21 protein-coding genes and 1 pseudogene are annotated in these 24,727 nt (G+C 38.2%); 18 read left to right on the forward strand and 4 right to left on the reverse strand.

Annotated elements, in window-relative coordinates:
* Positions 1–6: 6 nt before the first annotated feature.
* The gene (locus FY049_RS19325) at positions 7–738 is read right to left on the reverse strand and encodes a type III pantothenate kinase (RefSeq protein ID WP_004724053.1); all 732 of its coding nucleotides are present in this window, start codon (positions 736–738) and stop codon (positions 7–9) included.
* Between the two features lie 302 nt (positions 739–1,040).
* On the reverse strand, positions 1,041–1,796 hold the full coding sequence (locus FY049_RS19330; RefSeq protein ID WP_004817811.1) for a biotin--[acetyl-CoA-carboxylase] ligase: 756 nt from the start codon (positions 1,794–1,796) through the stop codon (positions 1,041–1,043).
* Between the two features lie 30 nt (positions 1,797–1,826).
* On the opposite strand from FY049_RS19330, the gene FY049_RS19335 reads away from it, so the two are divergent.
* The 6 genes from FY049_RS19335 to FY049_RS19360 all read left to right on the forward strand — a co-directional run bounded on the left by FY049_RS19335 (position 1,827) and on the right by FY049_RS19360 (position 12,549).
* Complete coding sequence (locus tag FY049_RS19335) at positions 1,827–2,630, forward strand: sulfite exporter TauE/SafE family protein (protein WP_004724050.1); 804 nt, start codon at positions 1,827–1,829, stop codon at positions 2,628–2,630.
* A gap of 160 nt (positions 2,631–2,790) precedes the next feature.
* Positions 2,791–3,486 carry a GntR family transcriptional regulator gene (locus FY049_RS19340; protein WP_004724049.1) on the forward strand — a complete coding sequence of 232 codons (696 nt, stop codon included), beginning with the start codon at positions 2,791–2,793 and terminating at the stop codon, positions 3,484–3,486.
* Positions 3,487–3,499: 13 nt separating this feature from the next.
* Entirely contained in the window at positions 3,500–6,952 is a 3,453-nt protein-coding gene (gene smc, locus FY049_RS19345; RefSeq protein WP_446084187.1) for a chromosome segregation protein SMC, read from the forward strand.
* Between the two features lies 1 nt (position 6,953).
* A complete protein-coding gene (locus tag FY049_RS19350) occupies positions 6,954–7,970 on the forward strand; it encodes a cell division protein ZipA C-terminal FtsZ-binding domain-containing protein (protein ID WP_446084188.1) in 1,017 nt (338 codons plus the stop codon).
* 78 nt (positions 7,971–8,048) lie between these two features.
* The gene (ligA, locus tag FY049_RS19355; RefSeq protein WP_446084189.1) at positions 8,049–10,079 is read left to right on the forward strand and encodes an NAD-dependent DNA ligase LigA; all 2,031 of its coding nucleotides are present in this window, start codon (positions 8,049–8,051) and stop codon (positions 10,077–10,079) included.
* Between the two features lie 322 nt (positions 10,080–10,401).
* Positions 10,402–12,549: a TonB-dependent receptor gene (locus FY049_RS19360; protein ID WP_446084190.1), complete on the forward strand. Its 2,148-nt coding sequence runs from the start codon at positions 10,402–10,404 to the stop codon at positions 12,547–12,549.
* An 89-nt stretch (positions 12,550–12,638) separates the two neighbouring features.
* Here FY049_RS19360 and FY049_RS19365 read toward each other — a convergent pair whose 3' ends face one another.
* Complete coding sequence (locus tag FY049_RS19365; RefSeq protein WP_151957679.1) at positions 12,639–13,703, reverse strand: SDR family oxidoreductase; 1,065 nt, start codon at positions 13,701–13,703, stop codon at positions 12,639–12,641.
* Positions 13,704–14,090: 387 nt separating this feature from the next.
* Here FY049_RS19365 and ftn point away from each other — a divergent pair, with 387 nt between their 5' ends.
* Positions 14,091–14,555: a heteropolymeric bacterioferritin subunit Ftn gene (gene ftn, locus FY049_RS19370; RefSeq protein ID WP_004724037.1), complete on the forward strand. Its 465-nt coding sequence runs from the start codon at positions 14,091–14,093 to the stop codon at positions 14,553–14,555.
* Between the two features lie 90 nt (positions 14,556–14,645).
* Here ftn and FY049_RS19375 read toward each other — a convergent pair whose 3' ends face one another.
* Positions 14,646–15,218: a peroxiredoxin gene (locus FY049_RS19375; protein ID WP_105714444.1), complete on the reverse strand. Its 573-nt coding sequence runs from the start codon at positions 15,216–15,218 to the stop codon at positions 14,646–14,648.
* Positions 15,219–15,352: 134 nt separating this feature from the next.
* Between FY049_RS19375 and FY049_RS19380 the strand changes: the two are divergent.
* From FY049_RS19380 to FY049_RS19430, 11 genes and pseudogenes are all read left to right on the forward strand, one after another.
* A pseudogene (locus FY049_RS19380) lies at positions 15,353–15,681 on the forward strand (DUF6176 family protein).
* A gap of 73 nt (positions 15,682–15,754) precedes the next feature.
* Positions 15,755–16,474 (forward strand): hydrolase, encoded by a 720-nt coding sequence (locus FY049_RS19385; RefSeq protein ID WP_224964269.1) that lies wholly within the window; start codon positions 15,755–15,757, stop codon positions 16,472–16,474.
* 104 nt (positions 16,475–16,578) lie between these two features.
* The gene (gene bioA / locus FY049_RS19390) at positions 16,579–17,913 is read left to right on the forward strand and encodes an adenosylmethionine--8-amino-7-oxononanoate transaminase (protein WP_004724027.1); all 1,335 of its coding nucleotides are present in this window, start codon (positions 16,579–16,581) and stop codon (positions 17,911–17,913) included.
* A complete protein-coding gene (locus tag FY049_RS19395) occupies positions 17,910–19,079 on the forward strand; it encodes an 8-amino-7-oxononanoate synthase (RefSeq protein ID WP_056513964.1) in 1,170 nt (389 codons plus the stop codon). Before bioA ends, FY049_RS19395 begins: the two co-directional genes overlap by 4 nt.
* 7 nt (positions 19,080–19,086) lie before the next feature.
* On the forward strand, positions 19,087–19,863 hold the full coding sequence (gene bioC / locus FY049_RS19400) for a malonyl-ACP O-methyltransferase BioC (protein ID WP_056513967.1): 777 nt from the start codon (positions 19,087–19,089) through the stop codon (positions 19,861–19,863).
* Positions 19,860–20,504 carry a dethiobiotin synthase gene (gene bioD / locus FY049_RS19405; protein WP_224964267.1) on the forward strand — a complete coding sequence of 215 codons (645 nt, stop codon included), beginning with the start codon at positions 19,860–19,862 and terminating at the stop codon, positions 20,502–20,504. The genes bioC and bioD overlap by 4 nt, the downstream gene beginning before the upstream one ends.
* Before the next feature lie 121 nt (positions 20,505–20,625).
* Entirely contained in the window at positions 20,626–21,084 is a 459-nt protein-coding gene (locus FY049_RS19410; protein WP_224964266.1) for a hypothetical protein, read from the forward strand.
* Between the two features lie 255 nt (positions 21,085–21,339).
* Positions 21,340–21,681 carry a YegP family protein gene (locus FY049_RS19415; protein ID WP_056513973.1) on the forward strand — a complete coding sequence of 114 codons (342 nt, stop codon included), beginning with the start codon at positions 21,340–21,342 and terminating at the stop codon, positions 21,679–21,681.
* Positions 21,682–22,404: 723 nt separating this feature from the next.
* A complete protein-coding gene (locus FY049_RS19420; protein WP_446084201.1) occupies positions 22,405–22,869 on the forward strand; it encodes a YybH family protein in 465 nt (154 codons plus the stop codon).
* 177 nt (positions 22,870–23,046) lie between these two features.
* Positions 23,047–24,216, forward strand: coding sequence for a low temperature requirement protein A (locus tag FY049_RS19425; protein WP_004724015.1), 1,170 nt, complete (start codon positions 23,047–23,049; stop codon positions 24,214–24,216).
* Positions 24,217–24,238: 22 nt separating this feature from the next.
* Positions 24,239–24,643, forward strand: coding sequence for an NUDIX hydrolase (locus tag FY049_RS19430; protein ID WP_224964263.1), 405 nt, complete (start codon positions 24,239–24,241; stop codon positions 24,641–24,643).
* The last annotated feature ends 84 nt before the right edge of the window (positions 24,644–24,727 follow it).

Genomic DNA, 24,727 nt, shown 5'->3' on the forward strand with positions numbered 1-24,727 from the left:
TTAGGTTTAAGCGGTTTGTCGATCTATATAGAACTGTAAGCCTTTAAGTAATAAATCTGATTCAATTCTTGGTTGATATTTCTCTAGAAATTGTGCAAATAGATTGGCATCACCACCTGTTAAAATAAGCTTGCGTGGTTGTTGCTCAAGCACTTTTTCAATGGTGCTTAACAGCCCTAAGAAAATGCCATGATGTACTGCATCTATGGTATTCCGACCAGGACTCAGCTCTGAAAAAGCCGCATCTGGAATTTTAATACCTTTGGTTTTTTGAATTAAAGAATCGCGTTGTAAATAGAGGTTAGGCAGAATATAACCGCCTAAATGTTGTAAGCCTTGGGTTAAATCAATTGTTAAAGCTGTACCACAGCTAATCACACACAAGTCATCATCAGCTTTCGCCACAGCCAAAACTTGTAACCAACGATCGATCCCAAGTTGTTCTATATGGTCATAGCCACAACGTAATCCTGCATATTCAGCATGCACTTTGGCAAAAGTCACCGGAATATCGAGTAATTTTAAAATCTGGACAATGCGTTCGTTGTTCTTTTTATCTTGGACTGAGGAGATTCCAATTTTGTCTAAGCCTAAACCACGGAAATGTTGAATTAAACCCAGTAGCAGATCCGCAGGGGATTGGAGATGTAATTCTGCTGCCTGTTGGATAATTTGATTATTTTCAGTAATCCAATATTTTAGACGGGTATTTCCAATATCTAACCAAAGTGCTTTCATGATTTTGCCTAATTGAAACTGAACACAATCTGCATAATTATTTTATTTGAAAATATTGAACGGCTTAGAGAGCATCTTAATCTGATCAATCAAATAGGGCAAATAACCTGCGGTTCATTTTGCTGAACGTTGTTCCGTACTGTTAGTAACTGTTTGCTATGATCTTTGGATCAATACGATTACTGCGCAATATATAGCGAAATGTATAGCGAAAAAAGCCCTGTTTTAAATAATTGCTGATCACTTTTTCACGATACATCTGATCAATCCATCTCATTTTAGACAACGGATCACATCGTTATTTATGCTTCAGCTAAGCGTAAACGCCCTTGATAGACATTGACTAAGCCTTGAGCTGTCAATAAATTCAGTGCGCCATCATCAGAAATTCCTTTGAAAATACCCTCAATTGAATTTTGAATTTGTTCAAAATAAACCTGCTGATCCATAAAGGCAGCATAGTGATTGAATCGTGCTGCGAGGTTATAGCAACCATGATCAAACCATTGTCCAGCTTGTTGAATTGCCAAATACATTTCTGCAATGATTTGGATTCGATTTGGAAATTGTAGGCCTAATTGCATTACCGAGGTGGCTTGTTGGGTGACATTTTCTTTGGGGATCGGAAATAAGTTGATCCCGATTCCAACAATGGCTTGATGTGGTGAAATGGGTTCGACCAAAATTCCGCCCCACTTTCCTTGAGGGCTATATAAGTCATTGGGCCATTTAATTTGTAATGCTGGTAAATTCTTAAGTGTTGGCATTTGTAAGATATTTAAAGCAATTTCCAATGCTAAACGCCCATCTAAGGGTGTTCGAGTTTCAAGCAATGTGCTTAAATAAATGTTACCAATTGGAGAAACCCATTCCCGTTGGTGCTGACCTCGTCCTTGAGTCTGAGTTTCACTACAGACCAAAACTGTCTTGACGCCGCTGAGCGCAATTTCACGCACATCATCATTGGTCGATGCTGTCGTCTGCTTTAAAAGCAGCACTTCAGGGAGTTCATTTGCTTGTGTAAGAAGTTGTCTAAGATGACGAGTCTCTAAATCCATGTTGAATCTGAGAAGAGTGAAGGAACATTTATGGAGTTAATCATATATTTAGGTATTGGTGCAATCGCAGGATTTGCTGCTGGACTATTTGGTGTTGGCGGTGGCTTAATTATTGTACCAATTCTCTATGTGGTCTTTACCAAAATGGGCTATGATCCTTCGGTCATTATGCACATGGCATTGGGAACTTCACTTGCAACAATTATTGTAACTTCAATTAGTTCCGTAACAGCGCATCATAAAAAAGGTGCAGTACTTTGGAATGTTTTTAAAAACTTAGCCCCAGGTTTGGTGATCGGTTCATTTATTGGTGCTGGCATTGCAGATATTTTATCAGGTCAGCATTTACAGCTGATTATTGGTGCATTTGCGATTTGGGTGGCATTTAAAATGTTTAAAGGGGCCAATGTCAAAGTTGATGAATCTAAACAATTACCAACCGCACCTATGCAAATGCTGGCTGGTGGGGGAATTGGAGTTGCATCGGCAATTTTTGGTATTGGTGGTGGAAGTCTGACCGTTCCCTATCTCAATAAAAATGGTGTGGTGATGCAAAAAGCCGTTGCAACATCAGCAGCTTGTGGTTTACCGATCGCAATTGCGGGTGCGCTAGGTTTTATGTTCTTTGGTGCACAAGAACCAACCGAAATTAAAAATTCAATTGGTTATGTGCATATCTATGCCTTTATTGGGATCAGTGTAATGAGTTTTATCACTGCCAAATTTGGCGCAAAGGTGGCACATGCACTTTCTCCAGCGATGTTGAAAAAATGCTTTGCATGCTTACTTACAGTGGTCGGTCTTTATTTTATTTATCAAGGTATTACTAAGTAGATTCCGATCAATGGTACTTTTTCTAAACACTGAGTTGACTTAAAATACATTAAAATTGTCGGACAATGTCATGGTTTCAATTGAATTAAATCAGGTACAACTAAAATAATGACAATTGACATTGTCCAAGTAAAGAATAATAAACCAAGATAGGAATTATATGCATTCGGAAGAAGTGGATAGCCTTTCAGAACAGATTGCCAAACATATTAGTGAACAAATTATTAGTGGCGAGTTGGTTGAAGGGGAAAGAATACAAGAACTACGTATTGCCAAAGAACTGGATGTCAGTCGTGGCTCGGTACGTGAAGCCCTTTTGCTTTTAGAAAGAACCCATCTGATTGAAATTTATCCTCGTCGTGGTGCAATTGTCTCAGAAATGTCAGCACAACAAGTCCGTGCATTGTTCGATACCAGCGCATTGTTATTAGGTCAAATCGTGCAACGTATGAGTGAAACATGGCGCAATCATGAAGCTGAAGCGATTCAGCAGATGATGAATCATTTGGTTGAGCAGGTGAAGCAAGGCAATACTGAAAAGTTTTATGATGGCATATTTCAATTTTTATCAGGGCAACAGGACATGGTTGGGAATCCCTACCTGATGAAATTTTATAAAGAGTTGTTACCATCCCTACGAAGAAGTTATTTTTTAACCTTAAATACTTCAAGACGCGAGCTTCAAGAAGCTTTAGAATTGCTTAAGTTGGTGATTGACGCAATTTTAATCCGAAAATCACAACAAGCTACTTTATTTATGGAAGATTTTTGTCGACACTTACGTAATCTGGTGTTGGAATCTCTGACACGGATGAAACAAATCGAACTCGCTTGGGCGCGGAGATCGCGTCGGTAATTACTAGGACATTATGCGTTTAAGCAGCTTAAAACTTTCAGGCTTCAAATCTTTTGCCGATAGTACAACACTACAATTCAAAGATAACCGTACAGCGGTGGTAGGTCCTAATGGTTGTGGTAAATCCAATGTGATTGACGCGATCCGTTGGGTGATGGGGGAATCCAGTGCACGCCAGCTCCGTGGTGGGAGTATGCAGGATGTTATTTTTACAGGAACGGCAAAACGTAAACCTGTAGGTATGGCAAGTGTAGAACTGCGCTTTGAAAACACCTATGGCAAATTAGGTGGGGCTTATAACGCCTATACTGAACTTGCTGTTCGCCGTCAGGTGAATCGTGATGGAAAATCTGAATACTTTCTCAATGGGACGAAGTGCCGACGTCGTGATATTACTGACATTTTCTTGGGTACAGGTTTAGGTCCTCGTTCCTATGCAATCATCGAACAGGGAATGATTAACCGCTTGGTTGATGCCAAACCTGAAGAAATGCGTATTTTTCTTGAAGAGGCTGCTGGAGTTTCTCGTTATCAGGCTCGTCGTCGTGAAACACTACAACACTTAGAACATACCACGCAGAACTTAGACCGTCTCGAAGATATTGCTTCAGAACTCAAATCACAGCTTAAAACTTTAAAACGCCAGTCTGAAACTGCGGTTCAATATAAGACTTTAGAAACTGAAATTCGTACGTTAAAGATTGAAATTCTATCTTTCCAGTGTGATCGTAGTTCTCGTTTACAAGAACAATATACGGTTGAAATGAACGAATTGGGAGAGCACTTCAAACTGGTGCGCTCTGACATGAGTACTTTGGAACATGATCTGACTTCAACCAATGAGTTGTTCCAACGTTTGATTCAACAGTCCACGCCTTTGCAAAATGAGTGGCAACAAGCTGAGAAAAAACTCTCTGAGTTGAAAATGACTTTGGAACAGAAACAAAGTTTATTTCAACAGAACTCAGAAGCTTTGGGAAATTTTGAACAGCAAAAAGCTCAAACCAAAGAAAAGATTCAGTTGATGGAATTGCAATTGGAAACCTTGCACGGTCAATTGGAGCAGCAGACTGAACATTTACAACATGCTGAGTCTGAAACACAACAACGTAGCCAGTCCTTTACCGATTTAAAAGCGCAGCAATTGCAAGCACAACAACAGTATGAACAGGTCAAAGTTCAAGTTGAAAAGCAACAGCAGCAAAAAGCACAAATGCAGGCGCAAATTGAACAACTTGCAAAAAATGTAGAGCGTATTGAACAGCAGAAAGACACCTTAAAAACCCAAGCTGTTCAGGTTCAAAGTCAATTTCAAACTGAAGATGTTCAACAACTTGAGCAAGATAAAATAGCAATCCAAGCTGTAATTGTTGAATTAGAACAAAAAATTAATCAAGCAAAGCAGCAGTTTGAACAACTACAGGAAAGCATTAATCAGCAAAAAACTCAGATTTCAGCTTTAAAATCTGATGTACAAGTGTTGCAATCTGAACAGAAAAACCTCACCCAATTAATGGCGAAAAGTGCTGTAAATAGCAAGGCTGATACTGTGCAATTGATGCAGGTATTAACGCTGAATGCACAAGGCAAAGCACATGCACCGCTGGTTGAAAAGTTTTTAGCCAAATGGTTGTCAGCCCATATTGTTGATCAAGATGCTGATTTTGCTGAAAGTGTGGCACGCCAGCTTAAAGCAACAAGCTCGCAAGATAAAATTCAATTGAATGGATTGGCATGTTTAGCAGATTGGATTGAATCTCCACAGTATTCATTGTGGAATCAAGTCGCTGTAATTGAAAACCTCGCTCAAGCTTTAGCGGTACAAGCACAGTTAAAAGCAGGACAAAGCATATTGACGCTGGATGGTTATCATGTTGGTCAAGATTGGGTGATTGGTCTGTTCTTTGATGAGTCGAGCCAAGCCGCACAGGGTGCACTTAGTCATCGTATTCGCCTTGAAGAAATTGAAACACAACTTGCACAGCTACAACCACAGTTGATTGAAGCTGAAACGGTATTGCCAAATTTAAATCAGCAATTGCTGAACCTACAAAAACAGATTCAAACAGAGCAAGACACGCTAAAACATCAGCAAAAACAGCTACAACAGTTTGATCTGCAAATTGCGAAGCAGCAAAGTGCTTCACAAGCATTTGAGTTACAGAAAGTTCAGCTGAATAGTCAATTACAGCAATTAGATGAGCAACTTGAAGAAGATGCAATGCAGAAAGATGATCTTGAAATCGATATGCACTCGGTCATCCTCAAGCTTGAACAAAATCTTCCTGAGTTTAAAACCTTGCAATTCAAGTTGGATGAGCTCAATGAGCAGGTTGAAGAACAGCAACAGCAATTACAGCTTAAACAACAAGATTCTGAAACTACACGTCGTCTAGCTGAACAAAATAAACAGCAAATTGAATTATTAGACAAAGACCTATCTTTCTCTAAAACGCAATATCAACAAATTATTGCGCAAATGGAGCAAGCCAAGAAGTTTGTAGATCCAATTCAATTGGAATTACCAAGTCTAGAATCGCAATATGCTGAGCAGGCTCAACAAACTGAAAAACTGCAAAAAACTTGGAGTGAGTGGCAAGTTGAATTGAGTAATATTCAATCCAAACAGCAACAACTTACAGAAATGCGCCATTTGCATCAGCAAAATGATGAGCAATTGCGTACAAAACTGGAAGAGCGACGTTTGGCTTGGCAATCGGCAAAATCAGATTTACAGCATTATTCCGATCAACTTAAAGAGATGAATGCTGAAGTTAAGCAAGGCGTGTTGATTGATTTACCTGTACATCAAGAAAAATTTGAGAAAGCACAGCGTCAGTTTGAAAAATTAGGCGCGGTCAATTTAGCCGCTTCAGCAGAATATGAAGAAGTTTCTAAGCGCTTTGAAGATCTAACCCATCAAATGCAAGACTTGGAAAATACGGTTGGGCAATTGAAAGATGCCATGAAGACCATTGACCAAGAAACTAAAAAATTATTTATGGGGACTTTTGATCAGGTTAATGCTGAATTAAAAGTATTATTTCCAAAAGTCTTTAATGGTGGTGAAGCCAGTTTAAGTCTTGAAGATGACTGGCAGTCTGGCGTGAAGTTGATGGCACGCCCACCCGGCAAGAAAAATAGTTCATTGGCTTTGTTATCTGGTGGTGAAAAAGCATTAACGGCATTGGCTTTGGTATTTGCTATTTTTCGTTTGAATCCTGCACCTTTCTGTGTTTTGGATGAAGTTGATGCACCTTTAGACGATGCTAACGTTGGTCGTTTTTGTAATTTAGTAAAAGAGCTTTCTGATCAAGTCCAATTCATTTACATTACACATAATAAAGTTGCAATGACGATGGCAACCGATTTGCTGGGTGTGACGATGCCTGAACCAGGCACATCAAAGCTCGTCACTGTGAATTTGGAAGAGGCAAGAGAATACGGTTTAGCCGCGGAGTCGTAGTATGGAAGTCACCACAATTATTGGAATTGTTGTTGCAGTAATCATCATTCTGGTGGGTTTAAGGATGGTGCTACGAAAGCCCAATGATGCCGCACCTTCTTTAGAGTCTGAATTGCATATCAATGAAGACTGTAAACAACCGGTAATTCCTCGTCATGTACGAGATCAATTGCGAACAGACCGTGAGTCTCAAGAGCAAGTGCGTGTTGAACCGAATTTAACTGCTTTAGACTCGGTCGAAGTTGCAGATGAAAAACAGCAAAAGATTGAGGATGTAGCAGTGGAGTCGAATGCTATTCAGTCAACTGAGCTTGAGCATGCCACAATTACACAACAAACTGAAAAGACGGAAACAGTGGCAAGCACTGAATCCGCAACAGAATCTGTAAAAGCACTTGATGTGCAGACAGAGCCGATGACTCAAACTCATGATTCTGCCAAAGCTGTAGTCAGTCAGGATAAAGAGGAAGCGTTTCAGTTTAATGCCAATGTTGAAACCGCTGAAATCAAAGAGTTTGATGAGGAAAGTAGTATTTTAGATGTTCATTTAAATGAGCAACAAAAATATGATGATGAAAGTGTATTGTCTACGGCTGAAACCATTATTGCGCTGAATGTTTATCCGAATCCACGTAAAGCATTGTCTGGGGACAAAACCTTAAAAATGTTGCTCAAATATGGTTTACGTTTTGGTGAACTCTCTTGCTTCCATCGTTATGAGAATCCAGAGGAAGAAAGCCATTTACTGTTTTCGGTATTACGTGTCACCGACAATGGCCCAGATGGTTTTGATTTAGAAACTTTATCGACTGAACAAGTTCAAGGTTTGGCTTTTTTCTTGGCACTTCCTCATTCAGATGTGCAAAAAGGCTTTGATACCATGGTCAGTATTGCTGGCTTAATTGCCCGAGAAATAGACGGTACGGTCTATGATGAAAACAATCTTGAATTTACCCCACAACTGAAAGAGCATTGGCGCCATAAAGCGATCGATTATCGTTCAGGACATGACGCTTAGCATAACGTCATATTTACTTTATAATTGGTATTCAGAATTTTAGGCGGAGTATTCCGCCTTTTTATGGTGAAAAAATTTATGGAAAATAATCCTGTCGTGACGCAAATGCGTCAATTGATTCAACTCATTGCAAAACATAATCACGCTTACTATGTGATGGATCAGCCGAGTATTGAAGACAGTGAATATGATCAGTTATTTCACCAACTCAAAGCTTTAGAGCAACAATACCCAGAATTGGTTCAGGCAGATAGCCCAATCAATAAAGTGGGTGGAAAACCACTGTCTAAATTTGAAACCATTACCCATACTGTACCGATGCTGTCCTTGGGCAATGTATTTAATCAGGACGAGTTATTTGCTTTTGCCCGCCGTATCGAAGAACGATTGCTCAATCAAAAGATTCAATATGATGTCGAGCTAAAATTTGACGGATTGGCGATTTCGCTCTGGTATGAAAATGGTGTATTGACACGTGGTGTAACCCGTGGTGATGGTGAAACAGGTGAAGTGATTACGCAAAATGTAAAAACTATTCGTAATTTACCGAAAGTATTGTCTTCGGATAAAGTTGCAGTGCCACGCTTGTTGGAAGTTCGTGGTGAAGTATTGATGCCAAAAGCTGGCTTTGAACGATTCAATGCTGAAAATGAAGCGAAAGGTGAAAAGACCTTTGCCAATCCTCGAAATGCTGCGGCAGGTAGTTTACGTCAGCTTGATCCAAGTATTGCAGCATCTCGCCCTTTGGCATTCTATGCTTATGGTATTGCACAATGTGAGCCGCATCATGGCATTGAGTCGATGTCAGCGAGTCTTGAATGGTTGACTAACTTTGGCTTTGCTGTGGGTGAACGTCATTTCATTTGTGAAAGTATTCAAGAAGTACAAGAAAAATATCAGCAAATCAATCAAGAGCGCCCGAATTTAGCGGTTGAAATTGATGGCATGGTCATCAAAGTTGATGATCTTCAACAGCAACAAAAGCTGGGCTTTTTAAGTCGTGAACCGCGTTGGGCAACAGCGTATAAGTTTCCCGCAGTTGCAGCCTTAACAACGGTTGAAAATATTGATTGGCAAGTCGGACGTACCGGGACTTTAACCCCAGTAGCACGCTTGAATCCTGTGGCTGTGGGCGGTGTAACGGTTTCTAATGTGACTTTGCACAATATTGGTGAAATTCACCGTCTGGACGTTCGTATTGGCGATACGGTCAGTGTCTATCGTAGCGGTGATGTGATTCCCAAAGTTGAAAAAGTATGGTTAGAATTCCGTCCAAATGACGTGACAGAAGTACATTTACCTGAAAATTGTCCAGTATGTTCTTCTCCAGTGGTAATGCCAGAAGGTGAGGCTTTGGCACGTTGTTCGGGTGGTTTATATTGTTCTGCACAACGTATTGAGGCCATTCGCCACTTTGTTTCACGTAAAGCGATGGATATCGAAGGTCTCGGTGATCGCTGGGTAGAGTCATTATTACATCTTGATTTGTTAAAGGATGTCGCCGACATTTACCACTTACATGAGCATCGTGAGCAGTTACTGACCATTGAAAAAATGGGTGAAAAATCTGTCCAAAATTTATTGGATGCGATTGAGAACAGTAAGAAAACCACACTTGCTGCATTTATTTATGCCTTGGGTATTCGTGGTGTAGGTGAAACCACGGCACGTATGCTTGCCAACACTTTCCAGACGCTGGATGCGATTCGTCATGCTGATCTTGAAGCATTGAAGAAAACTCCAGATGTTGGTGATATTACCGCTGAGTGGATTGTTGATTTTTTCCAAGCCCCACATAACCTTGAAGTAATTGATCGTTTGCTTGCAGCTGGGATCCATTGGGATGCACCAGTTGCACCCACCCGTCAGCCTTTAAATGGTGAGAGTTGGGTGATTACAGGCACATTGGCAACCATGGGCCGTGATGATGCGACTCAAATGCTACAAGCACTTGGTGCGCGTGTCAGTGGCAGTGTGTCGAGTAAAACTAAATGTGTGGTTGCGGGTGAAAAAGCCGGTTCTAAGCTTGAAAAAGCAGAGAAACTGGGTGTCGCTGTACTGAATGAACAGGAGTTTTTAGCATTAATGGCTGAGTATGGACAGGCATAGATTCGTTTAAATTAACTCTAAAATTACTGTAAAGATACAGTTTTTGTATCTTTGCAGTTTTCAAAAATTAAAATCATCAGTTTGGGATTGATGCGATAGCAAATCAACAAGTCATCATTTTTTAATAAAACTTTGAGCACTGTATTTTAGCGATTGTATTTCGCAAGGTTGCTTGATCTATCATTAGCACGCTATATGATAATAATTCTTATTTATTAGAATTTTCCATTAAACTTAACTTTAGATGAGAAATTACAATTCTTAACAATAGTGAAAGTATATATAATAATCATTATCATTTAAAAAGTGTCTTATTATTTATATGAAAAATTTTTCTCGAACATTTCTAGTCAATTCTATTTCAATCGTGCTTTTTGGTGGGGGACTTACACAAACAATTTGGGCAAATGATGAAATTACTGCTTTGCCTACGATTAAAGTCGCTGCTGAAAAAGAACAAGAAAAACCAACATTTGCCAATGGTGCTTTGCAAAAAAATACAGATTTGGGGCCATTGGGAAATAAGAAAATTATAGATACGCCGTTTAGTATCACGTCTTATTCAGCACAATTGATTGAAAATCAACAAGCAAACACAGCGGGGGAAGTGTTAAAAAATGATGTCAGTATTCGAACCACAACCAATCAAGGACATTTAAATGAAAACTTTAAAATCCGTGGTTTCGATGTCAATCATGAGGATTTAAATTATAACGGCTTTTATGGCGTTGCACCATATGGTCGGATGCCTACGGAATTTTTAGAGTCAGTGACTGTACTTAAAGGTCCAAATGCATTGGTTGCAGGTGTTGCACCTACAGGCAGTGTGGGCGGGATTGTGATGGGGCATTCTAAACGTGCAGATCAAGAACTCACCCGAGTTTCTGCATCGTTTCAAGATGAAGGATATTATCAATCAGGCTTTGATGTATCTCGTCGTTTTGGTGAGAACAAAGAGTTTGGTGTGCGTGTGAATGGCGCTTATGCAGATGGCGAACATATCATTGATGGAATGAATGATCGTCAAGCTCTAGGGGCAATTGCTGCGGATTACACCACGGATAAACTAAAGATTAATTTAGATGCTTATGCGGTCAAAGGAAATCGTAAAGGCGGTTCACCTGCAATGGTCGCCATGGGTGGCAAGGGCAGTGTTAATCATGTACTTGCAGCACCTAAAGGTGATTTAAACTACTTTTCAAACTTAGAAGGCAATACCGACAGTCAATTTGTAGGCTTGTCAGGTGAATATAAATTTACCCCTGATTTAAAAGCATTTGCAGGTATTGGATATGTAGAAAAATCATATGATGGTCACCTTTTTGGCACACGTATGATTGTCAATAATTTAAATGGAAATGCAACCTCACAATATTATCGAGTGGGATCAAAAGAACATAACACTGCCGCTAATGCAGGCTTTGAAGCAAAATTTGATACAGGTGCGATCAAGCATACTTTGGGATTGCGTACTGATTATTTAACCCGTAAATATTCACAACATAAATCCGCAACCAGTTCGGGGTTTACGACCAATTTATATGATCCATCAAATACAGGATCAATGCCAACAACCTACCCAGAAATTGTTCCTTATGGTGATAATGAGTATGTGAGTTATACCTTAACGGATCAGCTTTCAATGTTGGATGATAAATTACAACTGATTTTAGGTGGGCGTTATCAAGATATCGATACTAAGAATCTTGTCAAAAAATCAGCTTATAGTGCAGATAAGCTATCACCAAGTTTGGGGATTGTTGTCAAACCATTTGGAGAGGATTTATCTTTTTATGTAAGCTATGTAGAAGGCTTAGCTGAAGGGATTACTGTCTCAGAAACGACCTATCCAACTGCGACAAATAGAGGTGAGACACTTGCACCTTATCAAACCAAGCAATATGAGTTAGGTGCAAAATATCAGTTGGGTTCGTGGTTAAATACTTTGGCACTTTATCAGATTAAAAAGCCTGAGGCTTATCTGGACAGCATAAGTAATAAAGTCAACGATGATGCTGAAACGCGTTCTCGTGGGGTGGAATGGTCATTCTCTGGCAATGTTACAGATACTTTATCTGTGATGGGGAATTTGGCCTATATCGATGCTGAATATGTGAAATCAGCGAAGGTCGCTTTCGAAGGTAATAAAATATATGGTGTACCCGATTTTACTGCTTCTTTAGGGCTTGATTATGCCATTCCTAACGTTGAGGGGCTTCATGTCAATACCCGTGTAAGTTATGTAAGTGAGCAATATTTGAATGAAGAGAATACGCTAGAACTACCAGACTATACGATTGTTGACTTAGGCGCTCGCTATAAAACCAAACTTGGTGGGGTAAATACCACATTCCTCGCAAATGTTGATAAAGTTGCCAATAAAAAATATTGGGAAGGTGTATTTAATTCAAACTATGCTTTAGTCGGTGGTGCACGAACTTATAAAGTCGGTGTAACTTTTGATTTCTAAGCCTTAGCTGATATTGAACGCTATAAGCCAAAAAGCCTTTTTCATGATTGAAAAAGGCTTTTTTGATTTAAGAATCAGTTGAGCTGTTATTAAATATATTTCTTCACCACACCGTCATCAAGAAGCTGCTGGAAATGCTCGACTAAACTGGTTTCAATATTACGATAACTCATCCCCAGTTCCTGTTTGCTTTTATCAGCATTAAAAAAGATAGGGTAGCCCATATTCTTTTCAATAAAATCACGTGAATAACCAAATGCAGGTCCAATAAATTTAAATGCTTTTTTCGGAACTTGGTTGCGTGGAAAAGGAAATTTTTGTCCAAAATTTTGACGTAAAATTTTACCCATTTCCAAAAGGCTGAGTGAGCCACCACTAATAATGTAACGTCCAGCTGCATTTTCCTTGAATGCTGCCAAAATATGCGCATCAGCAACATCACGAACATCCACAATACCATTCCACATCGGTGGGACACCGAGTAAGGTCATGCCGTTGGCAAATTGCTCTAAGACTTCTACACTCCCTGACTGTGTATTTGCGGTTAGTGATGGGCCAAGTACCAGTGCAGGGTTGACACAGATCAGCGTCCAACGATTTTGTGCTTCCGCCATTTCCCATGCTTTACGCTCTGCCATAACTTTTGAATAAGGGTACGGTTGGTGCGTGGTTGAGCTGGTGGTATTCCAGTGAGATTCATCAAACTGATTATGCTGCGTTTTTAAAATATCAATTGCATCGCCATAAGTAGACGCGATACTTGAAGTCACAATGACTCGTTTGACAGAATCTGTTTTATTGACACTATTTAAGACATTTTCCGTGCCTAAAATTGCAGGTTCAATAATATCTTTAACGGCATCTTTATAATTGGTCACAACAAATGGTGAAGCCATATGCAACACAACTTCACAGCCTTGCATGGCTTCATCAAAAGAACCATTTTCTAAAAGGTTGGCTTTAAATAGTTTTAGTGTGCCAGAGCTGGCTTGTGCGATTTTCTCTAAATGTGCAAAGCTTTGTTTCTTATTAAGATCACGTACAGTGGCATGAACGGTATAACCTTGCTCAAGTAATTTTTGAATAACCCAACTGGCAATATAGCCTGTTGCACCTGTAACTAGAATAGGTGCTGATGTGTTTCCCTGAGACATTATTTTTTTCCTGCTAATTGTTAATATTCAATATCATAAATATTAAAGTTAAAATTGTCTTGAAATATTAGCATTAAAAAAAGCCAATAAGATAAAGTGATGGTTCTGTCATTGAAAATGAACAGAAAATGGAATAATGAGGGTGAATAAGAAGCATTTTTAATGGTTACAAAATAAATCATTTTGAAATTTGATGAAAAATCACCAATAAACCATCAATGAAATATTGTAAGCGGTTATTTTTTATATGAAAAAATACTTATTCAAATTGCAAATGCGTATGTTTATCATTTTAATTTTATAAAAATCATAAACTTACACATTTTGTCTTTTGCAAAACTTGCAAAATTTGTCCATACTATTGCAAAAGAATGTGGAGTAATTGAAATGCGTGGCAATCCAGAAGTCATAGACTATCTAAATATGTTGATCGGTGGCGAACTGGCTGCTCGTGATCAGTATCTTATTCATTCACGTATGTATGAAGATTGGGGCTTAAGCAAAATTTATGAACGTATTGATCATGAAATGCAAGAAGAAGCTTCGCATGCAGACGCTTTAATTCGCCGTGTACTTTTCCTTGAAGGTACGCCGAACATGAAGCGTGACGATATTGTCACAGGTGAAGATGTTGTAACCTGTTTAAAAGCCGATTTGGCATTGGAATATCATGTACGTGAAAAATTGGCGCAAGGCGTAAAGCTATGTGAAGAAAAAGGCGATTACGTGACCCGTGATATGCTGCGTCAACAAATGAACGATACTGAAGAAGATCATACTTACTGGCTTGAAAAACAATTAGGTTTGATCGAGTTAATTGGTTTACAGAATTATATTCAATCTCAAATGTAAGACACACTAAGCGTCTTGCTTAAGGTGAGAAATTTTAGATTAAAAAAGCCTTTAGATATTCATCTAAAGGCTTTTTTAATGCTTCAGTGGTTATTTCTTTGAAAACTTCTGAATATCCGCTAAAACTTGATCGGCATGTGTTTGGGTATTTACACTGCTATAGTGATACACAATCGTTCCTTGTGGATCAATCAAAAAAGTTTCTCGTTTTGCTATTTTAGCAATGCCTAAGTTTCGGATGATTCCAAATTGGTCTGCGAGTTGATGATTGCTATCGGCAAGAATTGGAAAATTTAGTCCCAGCTTTTCGGAGAACTTTTGATGAGATTTCACATCATCCAAACTGACACCGAGCACCACCGCATTATTTTTTATAAATTGTGGATAGAGTGATTTAAATTGATTGGCCTCTTGTGTACAGCCCGGTGAATCATCTTTTGGGTAAAAATATAAAACAACCCATTTACCTTTATATTGACTTAGTTCATGCCATTTTGAATTTTGATCTTGTAGTTTAAAACTTGGCGCAGGTTTACCTACCCATTGCTTTTGGTTGGAATCCAGTTTGGAGAGGATAGAGCTTTCCGCATGGCTGGCCGTGTTCAATATGCATAAAGCTGAAACGGAAAGTAAGCTAATACTGAACAGTCGTGATAATTTCATGACAAACACTTTCCTAAATTGATCCTGATTTGATCTTAGCAAATTTTAAGGTTTTGGCGGTATGTAAAATGTTTGCAATTGTTCACATGCCATTTATGATGAAAGACCATTTAAAATAAATAGAACCTAACATTATGGATGTTGGTGCAGTATTGATTCAACTGAAAGTAGCGGTGATGGACGAGACGATGTTGTTGCATGGCAAAATCAATTGAATAGGCGTAAGCATGAGGCAATTGAAACACTTCAGGCTGAAGGCGTGCATGTTGAATCATGGTTCCATGTGGAACTGGATGGACTAGATTATTTGATTGCTTATACACGTGCAGATGATATTGCAAAAGCACATGAAGTTTCGAAAAAAAGTCAGTTTGCAATCGATCAAGTACATCAGCAATTTAAACGCACTTGGCAAAAAGTGATTCCAGCCAGCTTATTGGTCGATTTACACCATCAGAAATAGTTATAAGTCCGATTGTCGTTCAATTTTAAGCATGATCTAATAAAACATCGTTATTGTTTTATAGTGACTTAAATTGAATCGACGTATTTTGCTGATCACAGGTTGGGGCGGTGGAACCAAACTACTTCATGCTTTACAACAGACTTTACAACAGCAAGGCCATGAAGTTGTATTAATCAATATCTTTAATGCGTTGGATGAACGTGTCTTACAACAGCATGTGGAAATAGCCAAAGATTTTGATGTGATTTGTGGTTGGTCTTTAGGTGGACAATTGGCGACTTTGATAGTCGAGCAAATTGAACAGCAATATCAACAGCAAAAAGTCTTGATTACACTGGCTTCAAATCCTTGTTTTGTCGCAAATGCTGAATGGCAAACGGCAATGAGGCAGGCAATGTTTCATAACTTTAAACAGTCCTTTGAACATGATGCAATTGCGACATTAAAGAAATTTGGTTTTATGGTTTGTCAGGGTACAGCAACCACACGTGAAGATTTTGTACATTTGCAAAGTTTGATTCAGCCACAAAATTTAGCGTTATTAAAACAGGGATTGGTCTGTCTCGAACAATTAAATAATGTGGCGATCTTAAAAAACTATGCAGGGAAGCAGTATCATGTATTTGCTCAACAGGATTTTTTAGTTAGTCACAAAGTCTATGAGAATTTCAAAAATTTCACAGCAAAGTTTTTAGATGTTGAGCTGGTAAATGGTTCACATGGTATTCCAGTTTTTAATTTTTTAAGTCTAAGTGACAAAATCTGCCAATATTTACAAAAAATAGAATAAATCTATGGATCAGTGGTGAATCTCGCAATTTATTTTTATTGCGCGCAGGTTTAACATCGCTAAACTGTTTTTTGCTGTAATTGTAATGCACATGGAGTGAACGGATGACCGATTTAAATAATGGGTTTGATGATGTCGATCTTGAACAATCAAAGTTAGATGATCTGGACTTTGATCGGCAACATATTTGGCATCCATATACTTCTATGACCAATCCTTTACCGACCTTTAAGGTTAAAAAAGCCTATGGTGCAACCATTGAACTTGAAGATGGACGCCAATTGATAGATGGGATGTCTTCGTGGTGGTGTGCGATTCATGGTTATAATCATCCTGAGTTGAATCAAGCAGTGACAGATCAGTTACAGGATATGTCACATATCATGTTTGGTGGATTTACCCATGATCCAGCGATCCAGCTTGGAAAATTACTGGTTCAACTTAGCCCACCTAATTTAGATAAGGTGTTCTTTGCCGATTCTGGTTCTGTCGCTGTAGAAGTGGCATTGAAGATGGCTGTACAGTTTTGGTCTTCACAGGGCTATACAGAGAAAACTAATTTTGTTACCCCACGATCTGGCTATCATGGCGATACTTGGAATGCGATGTCTGTTTGTGACCCTGTAACGGGCATGCATCAAATTTTTGGTTCAAGTTTGCCCAATCGCTTATTTGTTCCAGCCCCTCAAGTCGGATTTTATGAGCAATGGGATCAAAGTGACATTGCTGAACTTGAGAAAACTTTGGCTGAACAGCATGCAACGATTGCAGGTTTAATTCTTGAGCCAATTGTACAAGGTGCGGGAGGGATGCGTTTTTACCATCCTGAATATTTGCGTCAAGCCAAATTGCTTTGCGAAAAATACAATGTTTTGCTGATTTTTGATGAAATCGCTACGGGTTTTGGGCGTACAGGAAAACTATTTGCATGGGAGCATGCACAAGTTGAACCTGACATTATGTGTATTGGTAAAGGCCTAACGGGTGGCTATATGACGCTTTCTGCGACATTAACCACCAAGCATATTGCTGAAACGATAAGTCAGGGTGAAGCGGGTGTGTTTATGCATGGCCCAACCTTTATGGCAAATCCCTTGGCATGCGCCGTTGCTGTCAAAAGTACACAATTATTAATTTCTCAAGATTGGCAGAGCAATATTCAAAGAATTGAAGCTCAGCTTAGAGATGCCTTACAGCCTTTACAGTCCCTTAATCATGTTGATGATGTGCGAGTTCTTGGTGCGATAGGGGTGGTTGAATTGACTGTGAATGTCGATATGAAAACTTTACAACAGGAATTTGTACGTCGTGGTATCTGGATACGACCATTTGGTAAATTGGTCTATGTCATGCCTCCATATGTCATCACAGCACAAGAATTAAAAACTTTGCTGGAACAATTGGTCGAAGTGGTCAAAGGTATGGAGCAAAGCACATGAGCTTGATCAATACGCACCTTGAACATTTTTCACAGCAGCTTGATGTGCTTAAACAGCAAGGCAATTTACGCCAATTTCGTTCGAATGTTCAGCAAGGCCGTTATATTCGCCTTGATCAGCATCAAATGCTCAATTTGGCTTCAAATGATTATCTAGGATTGGCATCTGATCTCACATTACGTGAACAGTTTTTTGATGAAACACCAAATGATCAACGACGAATGAGTTCTTCGTCTTCACGTTTGTTGACTGGACATTTTCCAGAATATGAACTGCTTGAAAATAGTTTAACTCAGGCTTTTCATGGTCGGGCGGCATTGTTATTTAACAGCGGCTATCATATGAATATTGGTATTTTACCTGCACTTGCAGACAGTAAAACGCTGATTCTGGCAGATAAATTGATTCATGCCAGTATGATTGATGGGATTCGTTTATCCTCTGCCAAATATGTGCGTTATCGTCATAATGATTTAAATCATTTGACTCAGCTTTTAGAAAAATATCATGCAGGTGAGGCTTTCGAGCGCATTATTGTCGTGACTGAGTCGATTTTTAGTATGGATGGTGATGAAACTGACTTAGCTGCATTGGTGAGTATTAAGCAACAGTTTTGCAAAGTCATACTCTATGTAGATGAGGCACATGCAATTGGAGTACGTGGTGAGCAGGGCTTAGGTTGTGCTGAACAATATGCGGTGATTGATGATATTGATCTACTCGTGGGGACTTTTGGTAAGGCAATCGCTTCAGTTGGCGGTTATTTAATTTGTCATGCTGTGATTCGGGATTATTTGATTAATACTATGCGTCCTTTAATTTTCAGTACAGCACAACCGCCAATATGTATGGCATGGACAAACTTTATTTTTCAAAAAGTTTTAGGCTTAGATCAGCGCCGTCAATATTTGCAGTCTACAAGTCAGTATCTACAACAGGCTGTTCAAAGCAAAGGTTTTGAGTGCCCATCAACATCACATATTGTTCCAGTCATTGTAGGCGACTCAATTAAAACGGTTGAAAAGGCCAAAGCATTACAAGATGTGGGATTTTATATTATGCCTGTACGTCCCCCGACTGTACCGCAATACAGCTCACGGTTACGTATCTGTTTAACTGCTCAAATCACCCATGCTGATCTAGATCAGCTAACTCCGTTGTTGTGAGTTGAATGTGAAACATCCAGAAATTGATAAATCACAGGTTGCCTTGCGTTTTGCTCAGGCAGGGCAGAGCTATACTGAACATGCGGTCGTACAAAAAATTATTGCACAACAACTGTTTAATTTAATAAGTGAATATTGCCCAGCACACTATGAAAATGTGTTTGAAATTGGTTGTGGTTCAGGAAATTTAACTGAGCTTTTACTGCAAAATTTGCAAATTAAACATTTGATTTTAAATGATCTATATCCGGAAGTTCAGCAGCATTTTTCTGCGGATAAACCGATTGAATATCGGATTGGTGATATAGAACAGCTTGAATTTCCAAAATATTTAGACTTAATTAGCTCAAGTTCCGTTTTACAATGGATGAGTGATTTAAATGGCATTTTTCAACAAGCCTTTAATCATTTAAATCCTAATGCGTATTTTTGTTTTTCAACTTTTGGACAGCATAACTTACAGGAAATTAAAAGCTTAACGGGGCAAGGTCTGAATTACCTATCCCTTGACGATCTGCAACAACAATTAAAGCGAAATGGTTTTGAAATTCTACATATTTCAGAACAAATGGAGCATCTCAATTTCTCTCACCCCAAATATATTTTGCAGCATTTAAAAGCCACAGGAGTGACTGCGACAGCATCTGGCTTTAGATGGACAAAGCAGAGTCTCTCCGATTTTTATCATCACTATCAACAGTTTTCACAGATTGATCAGTCAGGGAAAATACGCTACTCACTGACTTATCACCCTATTTATTGTATTTTGCGGAGAATGTCATGACTGGATCAGTTTACTTTATCAGTGGAATAGATACCGGAATTGGCAAAACCTATACCACCGGGTATTTAGCTAAATTATGGAACGAGCAGGGTCAAAAAACCATTACTCAGAAATTAATCCAAACTGGTAATACCGATATTTCAGAAGATATCGAACAACATCGTGAAATTATGGGAATGGGCTGGTTTCCAGAGGATGAAACCAAGCTCACCATGCCTGAAATCTTTAGCTATCCTGCATCGCCTCATTTAGCCAGCAAAATTGATGGGCGTGAGATTGATTTTGAAAAAATTGCAGATGCTACTCAACAACTGGCTGAAACGTACGATGTTGTCTTATTAGAGGGTGCAGGTGGATTGATGGTACCCCTAACCACCAGCTTACTTTCAATTGATTATGTGGCCCAGAAAAAGCTTCCTGTGATTTTAGTCAGCTCAGGGCGTTTGGGTAGTATTAATCATACGATTTTAAGTTTAGAGGCTTTAAAAAGTCGTGGGCTTAAGCTTTATGCACTTGCTTATAATTTAAATGATGAATCTCAGGATGAACTGATTTCAAAAGATACCGCAGAATTTTTAAAGCATTATTTGGTGAAACATTTTCCGAACAGTGCATGGATTGATATTCCAGTAATCTGTTAGTTTGTTCATCGAATTGAGTGCTGAAACAGCTGATTCATAGTGTTCCGAGTCTGCTGTTTTCTTGTCGCTTTTAAAAAATCTGAATGCTTTAAATAAGCGATGTGTATAAAAGGTAATCCTGATGAGTTTTAAAATTCGAATTGAGTTATTTAAAGAGCTTGAAATAACTTCACTTGATTTTGAAAGTAATGCAGCAACGCAAATTTTAAGTCGTTTTGATCAGATTGATTGGATGCAACAAGTCGTCTGGGGATACATGGAGGAGCACCACGGTGATTTTCCATTTTTTCAAATTGAGCATATTCAAACTGGACGTAAGTTCGGCGGACTATTTGTGGTTTATAGTCGCAATCAATATAACTTTAATGCACATGCTGAACTCTATCAAAAACAACAAAAATCGCATTTTTTTGGTTTGTTTAAATCTGAAGAGATGCCCAGTTTTGATAACGATGACCTTCCTTTTGCGGCATTTCGGGATTGTTTGGAAAATTTTTTACGTGGCAATGATTCGGAAATCGAGCGTTTAATGAAAACAGTCTATCCAGGTTATACCAGCACAGGTTTTTTTGATCATTGATCGTTAGTGGCTAAATGCAGAATCTAAATTTAAAGTCATTTTTTTAAATGGCTTTAAATTTTATTGTGACTTAATAATAAAAGCATACTTCTGATTTGAACTATGTAACTCTGCATCGTTACATAAACAATAAAGTTATAACAAATTAATCTTTTTTTAACATGAAAAGTCATTTATATTTCATATCAGTAGCGTAATTTATGTCCAATAAGCGCTGTGAAATAAAATAAACCGAAAATAATGAAGAGGTGAACCATGTCAGGATGGTATGAAATTAGTCAAGCTAAAGATGGTCAATATCGCTTTGTATTAAAAGCAGGAAATGGGGAAATTATTCTCACCAGTGAGCTCTATAAAGCAAAAGCTTCTGCACAAAATGGTATTGCCTCTGTGCAAAAAAATAGCCCAGATGATGTACGTTATGATCGTCTAGAAGCGAAAAATGGTAAACCTTATTTCAACTTGAAAGCGGCGAATCATCAAATTATCGGAACAAGTCAATTCTATTCAGGCGATGCTGCTCGAGATAATGGAATTGAGTCGGTGAAGAAAAATGGCCCTTCAGAGAAAATAAAAGATTTAACAGAACCAACCTAAATCCGCAATAAATGATCCACATCAATCAGTAAAAGCATGTCATTGCAACGACATGCTTTTTTTTGAACTCAAAAAACAGACGATGAAAATAAGTGTCTATTTATGGTAATAAAATCCTAATATTTGAATGATTGTAATGGGTTTTAAAACATAGAAATTAAACCATAAAAATATATATTATTAAGTTGTATAGAATAATCACCTCGAACCAAATATATAAACTTGAGTTGGATATCAGTTTAGATCATCTATTTATATCTTAAGTTTTGAGCTTCCCCTTATATTGGAAGGCTAGTATGATTTTTTCTCATGGTCATTTATGATTTTTTTAAAGATTTTTTAGAGATTAAATATGTTAGGCTAACTTCAATATTAAATAAAAGGAGAATGATTATTTAATAACAGCTTCAACATTAATTAAGAAGATTATTAAATTTAGTTAATAAATTATTGAAGAATTGTTAATTAAATTAAAAATAAGCTTTTTATGATGAAGGGCAAATTTTTTATATCTATTTGTATTATTGAGTGATTTATTTTTGTGAAAGGTTTTGGTTAATATCTAAGCATAATATGGTTGGTTTTATAAACTGCTTAAATCAGATTAATTAACAATGATTATTTTGATTTAAATTGATTAGATATGAAAAAATAAACAAAACACTTCACATAATACTTATTAAGTGTTAAATTCATCACAAATAAGAATAATGAGGTTTTATGATGAAAATAGCAATCGATGGTAATGTGAAAATTGCCGACGAGATAATATCTCAAATTGAATTATGGGATGCTGCTGTTCTTGGTAATAAAATTGATCATCTATTAGATCAATGTGCGGATGATATCAATATGTTTGATGTGAGTATACAATTAGACGGTATCGATGTGTACAAAAAAGAATGGGAGAAATTCAGTCCATATTTTAGTGAAAATGTGCAAATTGTACGTCGCAATATGAAGATCTATGCGTCAAACGATTTGGCTGTATTGCATTGCCATTCAAAAGTGGAAAATTCTGTGCTTAAAGATAAGTTGCAGATGCCATGGTGTCGAACAACATTGTGTCTGAAAAAGAAAGGTGATCAATGGTTAGTCGTACATCAACATATTTCGATGCCGATTGATATGAGCACTGGTAAAGCGATCGTGATCAAAGACATTGCTAAATTGAAATTAGTGGTTTAGCAAGCTAGATTTGTTTGTTATTAAGCCCTTTGATTGGGCTTTTTATTTATGAATTTTTAAATTTAAGAGATAGATGTTAGATCATTAACAAAATTGTCAAAAGAACTCAGTTTTTTACTTGAATGAAAGCTAGAGTTTTGGAAAAATCATGATAATAATCTCAATAATGTGAAAATAATGCCAAATTCATTATTTGTAAAATATGGGTGGTTAAAGCCACTTGCACCACGAAATCCACACGAACCACATCGCGCTGCAACCTCATTAGAATTGTTATTTGACTTAATTTTTGTGGTCGCCATTGCTACAGCAGGGCAACAATTACACCATAGCATTATCGAAAATCATTTATCACATGGCTTAACACTTTATTTTATGGTGTTCTTTGCGTTGTGGTGGGCATGGATGAACTTTAGCTGGTTTGCATCTGCCTACGACAATGATGATGTATTTTATCGAATCATGACCTTTGTGCAGATTATTGGTTCACTTGTGATTGCAGCAGGGATACCTAGCGCATTTCAGCAACAAGATTTTGATGTGATCATTATTGGTTATGTCATCATGCGTTTGGGCCTCGTTACACAATGGTTTCGTGTTGCCAAAAATGATCCTGAGCGTAAACAAACAGCGTTGAGATATGCGGCTGGTATTATCATCGTACAGATTGGCTGGTTACTTTTTCATTTTACACCGATAAATTTTACCATTTATTTGTTTCTACTTTTGGTCATTGCTGAACTGAGTGTGCCCATCTTTGCTGAAGTAAATAACATGACACCGTGGCATCCACATCATATTTCTGAGCGTTATGCCTTACTAACCATCATTGTCCTTGGTGAATCGATCATTGGAAGTTTCGCAGCAATTTCTGATGCATTAAATAATCAGTTGTTAAGCCAAGAATTAATCTTTTTGACCATTGGTGGCTTATTGATTATGTTTACCATGTGGTGGGCATATTTCGATCATGATGTGGCTGAACGACTCAATAGTCGTAAACGTGCATTTTCATGGGGCTATGGTCACTTTTTTATTTTCGTGAGTATTGCAGCCCTTGGTGCGGGTTTAGCTGCTGCGGTGGATGTGGTGACGCATAAGGCTGAGATCTCGGCTGACATCGTCAGTTATTTTGTTGCTATCTCTTTGATTGTCTATACTGCGAGCCTTTGGTTGTTACAGGAAATTCACCATCTTTCAGGAATCAAGAAATGGTTTTATCCAATTACAGCCGCCATCGTACTCTGTATTCCGATGATCTTTACCCAAGTGGGTTATGCTGTTTTTGCTATGGCAATTGTTTATGCGCTACGTTTAATTTTTTCAAAATGTTATTTGGCAAGATAATCAATTAAGTGGGTTTTGAGCAATGGGATTTCATGATTTTTATCGTTTGAGTTCGCACGCTGTGATTTTTAATGAAAATCGACAAGTCCTGTTATTGAAAGCGACTTATGCTGATTGTGCATGGGGTTTACCTGGTGGTGGATTGGATCAAGGTGAAACAGTGCATGAGGCGCTGATTCGTGAGTGCCAAGAAGAATTAGGCTGCGAAGTTTTGATCGAATATTTATCAGGGGTTTATTATCATGCTGCAGTAAATTCCCACGCATTTATGTTTAAGTGTACATTGCAGAACGATCAGCCAATCAATTTAAGTGAAGAGCATTCTGAGTATCGATGGTTTGACTTTGAGCAACTTTCACCTGTGCAAAAAATTCGTATAGAAGATTGTTTTCATTTTGATGGTCAGGTAAAGAGCAGGGCATTTTAAGGATTGGCTATCGCATGGTGATATGGATATCGCGATCAAACGGGGGATAGAACATCCGTCTCATCCAAAAAGCAGATTCACTTT

The sequence above is a fragment of the Acinetobacter sp. 1125_18A genome (assembly GCF_052824985.1).